This is a genomic window from Hansschlegelia beijingensis (assembly GCF_045505405.1).
GTDB classification, from domain to species: Bacteria; Pseudomonadota; Alphaproteobacteria; order Rhizobiales; family Methylopilaceae; genus Methylopila; species Methylopila beijingensis_A.
This window is the reverse complement of the sequence record NZ_JBJKEX010000176.1, coordinates 1-6,205: the sequence shown is the minus strand read 5'-3', so window position 1 is coordinate 6,205 and position 6,205 is coordinate 1. Positions and strand designations below refer to the sequence as shown.

Below are 6,205 nucleotides of genomic sequence, written 5' to 3'. Positions count from 1 at the left end.
CAAGGATTTCGGTCGGCGCCATCAGGGCCGCCTGGCGGCCCGCCTCCACCGCGGTCGCGGCGGCGAGCAGCGCAACCACGGTCTTGCCGGAGCCGACGTCGCCCTGCAGCAGGCGGAGCATCCGGGTCTCCGCCGCCATATCCTCCCGGATCGCGGACACCGCGCGGGTCTGCGCGCCGGTCAGCGCGAAGGGCAGGGCGGCCTCGATCCTGCGCGAGACGCGGCCGTCACCGGCGCAGCTGCGCCCGGCGCCGCGGCGCATGTGGGCCCGGACCAGCTGGAGCGCGAGCTGGTTGGCCAGCAGCTCGTCATAGGCGAGGCGCGTGAGGGGCGCGCCTTCCGGCGCGACGTCGCGCGGCGTCTTGGGGACGTGGAGCGCGTTGAGCGAGGCGCCGAAGCCCGCGTAGCCGCGCTGCGCGAGCAGCGTGTCGTCCAGCCATTCCGGCAGCGCCGGGAGCCGCTCCAGCGCGGCGCGCGCCAGCCTCCCGAGAAGCCCGTGCGTCAGCCCCTCGACGAGCGGGTAGGTCGGCTCCACCGGGGGCAGCTTGCCGAGGCCCTCGGCGTCCAGCACGTGGCTCGGGTGGACCATCTGGAAGGAGCCGTCGAAAAGCTCCGGGGTCCCTGAGATCCATCGCTTTTCGCCCAACGGCAGAAGTCGCTCGATGTAGCCTGCCTGCGCCTTGAAGAAGACCAGGCTCATCGCGCCGGTCTCGTCCGCCACCACGACGCGGTAGGGCGCGCGGGGACTGCGCGGCGGCTGGTGGCGCTCGACCTCGACCTCGACGGTCGCCACTTCGCCCGCGGTCAGCTCCGCGATCCTGGGCCGCGCCCGCCGGTCGATCGCGCCGCTAGGCGCGTGCAGCAACAGGTCGAGCACCCGCGGCTCTCCGCCGGAAGGGGAGCCGTCGAGCAGCCGCGCCAGAGCCTTGGCGACCTTCGGTCCGACCCCGGTCAGAACGGTCGCTTCGGCGAAGAGGGGATCGAGCCGCGAGTCGCGCATCGGGCCTAAGGGAGGCGAGCCGGGGAGGCGGCGCAAGAGGAGAAGCTGACAGCGCGGCGTCGGGCTGGTAGGAACCCGGACCGCGCTCCATCTCTTTCCCGCACATGACCGGAACCACCAGAACAGTCGAGGGCCTGGATCCTCGCCGCCGCCGCGCGTTGTACCGCTCCTGGCGGCGCGGAACGCGCGAGATGGACCTCCTGATGGGCCGTTTCGCCGACGCCGAGATCGACGGCTTCAGCAACGACGAGTTCCGGGCCTTCGAGGCGCTCATCGAGCTTCCGGACCGCGAGCTGTTCGCCTGGATCGCGGAACGGGAGCCGACGCCCGCCGAGCATGACAGCAAGGTGTTCCGGCGGCTCAAAGCCTTCCACCGAGCCTTTCCCACGACCGAGCATATCGGCTGAGCCGCAGCGCAGCTCTGCAATCCAGGGCTTCGGCGTCCCCAGATCAAAAGACCATGACCCTGAAGCTCGACGCTCTTCTCGACCGCAAGCCCGCGACCGTCGGCGGCGTCCCGGATGGTTTCGACGCGCTGCTCGTCGCAGATCTCGCGCGCGCCCTTTCGGCGCGGAGCCACGCGGCTGGCGGCGTCGTCCACATCTCGCGCGACGGCGCCCGGCTGGCGGCGATCGATCGCGCGCTCGCCTTCATGGCGCCGGAGGTCGAGCGGCTGGTCTTCCCCAGCTGGGACTGCCAGCCATATGATCGGGTCTCGCCCAACGGCCCGGTCGTGGCGGCCCGGATGACGACGCTGGCGCGGCTCGCCGCGACGCGCGGCGGCGACAAGCCCCGCATCGTCCTGACCACCGCCGGGGCGGCCCTGCAGCGGGTCGCGACGCCCGAGAGCGTCGCCCGCCAGAGCTTTTCGGCCGCGCCCGGCAACGTCGTCGACCTCAAGGCCCTGGGCGAATGGCTCGAGACCAACGGTTTCCTGCGCTCCTCGACGGTGCGCGACTATGGCGAGTACGCCATCCGCGGCGGCATCGTCGACCTGTTCCCGGCTGGTCACGCCGAGCCGATCCGCCTCGATTTCTTTGGCGATACGCTCGAGTCCATCCGTCCCTTCGACCCGGAGACGCAGCGCTCCACGGGTCAGCTTCGCGCGCTCGACCTCGTGCCGATGAGCGAGGTGCAGCTCACCTCCGACACCATACGGCGCTTCCGCCAAGCATACGCCGCGACCTTCGGCGCGCCGGGGCCGAATGACCCGCTCTACGCCGCGATTAGCGAGGGCCGGCGTTATCCCGGCATGGAGCACTGGCTGCCGCTGTTCCACGAGCGGCTCGGCACGCTCTTCGACCACCTGCCGGATGCGCGCTACGTGCTCGATCCGCTGGCCGAGGACTCTGCGGGCGAGCGGCTCGCGCAGATCGCCGATTACTACGACGCCCGGCAGACCGCCCGGCAGCACGACAGGTCGCCGACGGCCTACAAGCCGCTGAAGCCCGACGCGCTTTACCTCACCCCGGAGGAATGGCGCGAGCGGATCGACGACGCGGCTCCGATCCGCCTGACGCCGTTCACGCCGCCGGACGCAGGCAAGGGCCGCGTTTTCGACGCCGGTGTCCGGAGCTCACGCAGCTTCGCGGCTGAACGGGCGGACGAGAACTCCAACGTGTTCGAGGCCGTCGTCGGCCACATCCGAGCCCTCAAGGAAGACGGCAAGCGCGTCCTGGTGGCGGCCTGGACGGACGGCGCCCGTGACCGCATGGCCACCGTTCTTGGCGACCACGGCATCGCCGCGCGCCGCATGGTCGCCAACTGGCGCGAGGCTCTGGCGCAGCCGAAGGACGCCGTGGCGTTCGGCGTGCTCGGTCTGGAGCAGGGCTTCGAGACGGACGACGTCGCCGTCATCGCGGAGCAGGACGTGCTCGGCGACCGCCTCGTGCGCGGCAAGGCGAAACGCCGCCGTCCCCAGGACTATCTGACGGAGGCGGCCGGCCTCGCCGCCGGCGACCTCGTCGTCCATGTCGATCACGGCATCGGCCGGTTCGTCGGGCTGCAGAGCATCGACGTCTCAGGCGCGCCGCATGACTGCCTCGAGCTGCATTATGCGGGCGGCGACAAGCTGTTCCTGCCGGTCGAGAACATCGAGCTTCTGACCCGTTACGGCTCCGAGGGCACGGAAGCGCAGCTCGACAAGCTGGGCGGCTCGGGCTGGCAGGGCCGCAAGGCGAAGCTCAAGAACCGCATCCGCGAGATGGCGGGCGAGCTCATCAAGATCGCCGCCGCCCGACTGACCAAGGAGGCGCCGCGCGCCACGCCGCCCGAAGGCCTCTACGACGAGTTCGCGGCGCGCTTCCCCTATGACGAAACCGACGACCAGCAGGCTGCGATCGACGCGGTGCTGGACGATCTCGCCGCCGGCCGCCCGATGGACCGGCTGGTCTGCGGCGATGTCGGCTTCGGCAAGACCGAGGTGGCGCTGCGCGCGGCGTTCGTGGTGGCGATGAGCGGCCGGCAGGTCGCGGTGGTCGTTCCGACGACCCTGCTCGCCCGGCAGCACTACGCCACCTTCGCCGACCGCTTCCGCGGGCTCCCTCTCAAGGTCGCGCAAGCCTCCCGCTTCGTCGGGACGAAGGAGACCGCGGAGACCAAGAAGGGGCTCGCCTCGGGCGACGTCGACATCGTGGTTGGCACGCACGCGCTGCTCGGCAAGTCGATCGAGTTCAAGGATCTCGGCCTCGTCATCGTCGACGAGGAGCAGCACTTCGGCGTGACCCACAAGGAGCGGCTGAAGCAGCTGCGCGCTGAGGTCCACGTGCTTACGCTCTCCGCGACCCCGATCCCGCGCACGCTGCAGCTCGCCATGACGGGCGTGCGCGACCTCTCGATGATCGCCACGCCGCCAGTCGACCGCCTCGCGGTCCGCAGCTTCATCGCGCCCTTCGATCCGCTGATCGTGCGCGAGGCGCTGCTGCGCGAACGCTACCGTTCCGGCCAGTCCTTCTTCGTCTGTCCGCGCGTCGAGGACATCGCGGACGCGCGCGCCTTCCTGGCCTCCGAGGTTCCGGAGGTGAAGGTCGCGGTAGCGCACGGCCAGATGGCGGCGAGCGAGCTCGAGAAGATCATGACCGAGTTCTACGAGGGCCACTACGACGTGTTGCTCTCGACGGCGATCGTCGAGTCGGGCCTCGACATACCGAACGCCAACACGCTCATCGTGTATCGCGCCGACATGTTCGGCCTCGCGGCGCTCTATCAGCTGCGCGGCCGCGTCGGCCGCTCCAAGACGCGCGCCTATGCGTTGTTCACGGTGCCGGCGAACAAGACCCTGACGCCGAACGCCGAGCGGCGGCTCAAGGTGCTGCAGTCGCTGGAGGGCCTCGGCGCGGGCTTCCAGCTGGCGTCGCATGACCTGGACATCCGGGGCGCGGGCAATCTGCTCGGCGAGGAGCAGTCGGGCCACATCAAGGAGGTCGGCTACGAGCTCTACCAGCAGATGCTGGCCGACGCGGTCGAGGCTCTGAAGGAGGGAGGCGCGGAAGTCACGCAGGACCAGTGGTCGCCGCAGATCACGCTGGGCGCGCCGGTGATGATCCCCGAAGACTACATCGCCGACATCGCGATCCGGCTTTCGCTCTATCGCCGCCTCGCCGAGATCGACACCGACGAGGCGCTCGACGCCTTCGCCAGCGAGCTGGCCGACCGCTTCGGGCCGCTGCCGACCGAGGTGAAGCAGCTGCTGGAGACGGCCGCCATCAAGGCGCTGTGCCGGCGCGCCAATGTCGAGAAGATCGACGCGGGCCCGAAGGGCGTCGTGCTGTCCTTCCGCGAGAACTCCTTCGCCAATCCGGAAGGGCTCGTCATGCACCTCGCGCGCGAGGAAGGCCCGAACGCCAAGGTGCGGCCGGACATGAAGGTCGTATTCAGGCGCGAGTGGAGCACTCCCGAGAAGCGGCTGAAGGGCGCGGCCAAGCTGCTTCGCGAGCTGGTCAGGATCGCCGAAGCGCCGAAGAAGGCGGCCTGACGGGCGCCCTCCGGCGCGCCGGAGGCGCTGGCGGGCGGTTCAGCCCTTACGCTTCGTCCTCGTCGCCGAGCGCGCGGTCGATCGCCTCGACCAGCACCTCCGGCGGATGGGCGCCCATCACCACGAGCTTGTTCTCGAAAATGAAGCAGGGAACGCCCTCGACGCCGATCGCGCGGGCCTGGGCGATCTCCTCGCGGACGTCCTCGACGTCCTCGTCGCTGTCGAGCCGGTCCCGCAGCGTCTCCCAGTCGAGGCCGGCCTCATCGGCCGCCCGGCCGATCACGTCGAGATCCGAGATGTCCTCGGCTTCCGTGAAATAGGCCTCGAACAGGCGCTCGATCAGCGCGCCCTGCGCCACGGGACCTTCTTCGGCCGCCCAGCGGATCGCGCGGTGGGCGTCGAGCGTGTTCGGCGCGCGCGTGATGTCGGCGAACAGGAACGCGATGCCCTCGTCGCGGCCGATGGCGGTGATCTGATCCAGCGTCGCTCGCAGCCGGGCCACGTCGTCGAACTTGCTCTCGAGATATTCCTCGCGGTCGAGCCCTTCCGGAGGGATCGACGGATCCAGCTGATACGGCCGCCAGCGGATAACGGCTTCCACGTCCGGCCGGGCCGCGAGGGCGGCTTCGAGGCGGCGCTTTCCGATCCAGCACCAGGGACAGACAGGATCGGCGAAGACGTCGATCGAGAGCGGAACGGACATGAGGAAGAGCCTGTCAGCAAGATGAAGCCGCCGATATGGGGCGGCTTGGCCGGGTTCGTAACCCCGTCAGGCCGCGCCGCGCGCGCGGTCGCTGACGGCGGAGGCCGGAAGCAGGGCCGGGCTGAAGCCGGCGGCGAGAATGGCCTCGCCCGGCGCGGCCGACGACGACGCGCCGTCGTCCCCGGGGGCAAGAACGAAGCGGCTCCCGAACAGCGCGTCGTCCTGCGTCTCCAGCTTGCCCGGAAGGCTCGCGACCTGGGCCGCCATCTCTGCGTCTCCGAGGCTCACCGCGAGACCGCCGATCTGGGCCACGCCGCGCCGCCGTCCGCCGGGCAGCACGCGCCCCACGACGCGATCCGCAAGCCCGATCAGCCCTGTGTCGAGATAGCCGTCGGCCCCGAAGGGCGGGGTCGGCGCGCCCGGGTCGCCCGGAAACGCCGCATGCGGACAGGCGGGCCCGCGGACGAACAGTCGTCCGTCGGGAAGCACCCGCAGGTCGATCAGCGGGCCGAGTCCGTCGGGGCCGGAG

5 protein-coding genes are annotated in these 6,205 nt (G+C 70.6%); 2 read left to right on the top strand and 3 right to left on the bottom strand.

What is annotated here, in order from left to right:
- Nucleotides 1–1,000: OB-fold nucleic acid binding domain-containing protein (locus tag ACIKT0_RS11500; protein ID WP_407105480.1), on the bottom strand; the 1,000-nt coding region annotated here is incomplete at its 3' end.
- A gap of 104 nt (nucleotides 1,001–1,104) precedes the next feature.
- Here ACIKT0_RS11500 and ACIKT0_RS11495 point away from each other — a divergent pair.
- Nucleotides 1,105–1,407: an FAD assembly factor SdhE gene (locus ACIKT0_RS11495; RefSeq protein ID WP_407105479.1), complete on the top strand. Its 303-nt coding sequence runs from the start codon at nucleotides 1,105–1,107 to the stop codon at nucleotides 1,405–1,407.
- Nucleotides 1,408–1,460: 53 nt separating this feature from the next.
- Nucleotides 1,461–4,973 (top strand): transcription-repair coupling factor, encoded by a 3,513-nt coding sequence (mfd, locus tag ACIKT0_RS11490; protein WP_407105478.1) that lies wholly within the window; start codon nucleotides 1,461–1,463, stop codon nucleotides 4,971–4,973.
- Between the two features lie 46 nt (nucleotides 4,974–5,019).
- Here mfd and ACIKT0_RS11485 read toward each other — a convergent pair whose 3' ends face one another.
- Both ACIKT0_RS11485 and ACIKT0_RS11480 read right to left on the bottom strand, forming a co-directional pair.
- Nucleotides 5,020–5,676 carry a DsbA family oxidoreductase gene (locus ACIKT0_RS11485; RefSeq protein ID WP_407105477.1) on the bottom strand — a complete coding sequence of 219 codons (657 nt, stop codon included), beginning with the start codon at nucleotides 5,674–5,676 and terminating at the stop codon, nucleotides 5,020–5,022.
- 66 nt (nucleotides 5,677–5,742) lie between these two features.
- The coding region (locus ACIKT0_RS11480; RefSeq protein WP_407105476.1) for a hypothetical protein at nucleotides 5,743–6,205 on the bottom strand (463 nt) is incomplete at its 5' end.

Bases quoted from the DNA above. Each gene is read 5' to 3' on its own strand.
- ACIKT0_RS11495 (WP_407105479.1), top strand. From the start codon at position 1,105: ATGACCGGAACCACCAGAACAGTCGAGGGCCTGGATCCTCGCCGCCGC.
- mfd (WP_407105478.1), top strand. From the start codon at position 1,461: ATGACCCTGAAGCTCGACGCTCTTCTCGACCGCAAGCCCGCGACCGTC.
- ACIKT0_RS11485 (WP_407105477.1), bottom strand. From the start codon at position 5,676: ATGTCCGTTCCGCTCTCGATCGACGTCTTCGCCGATCCTGTCTGTCCC.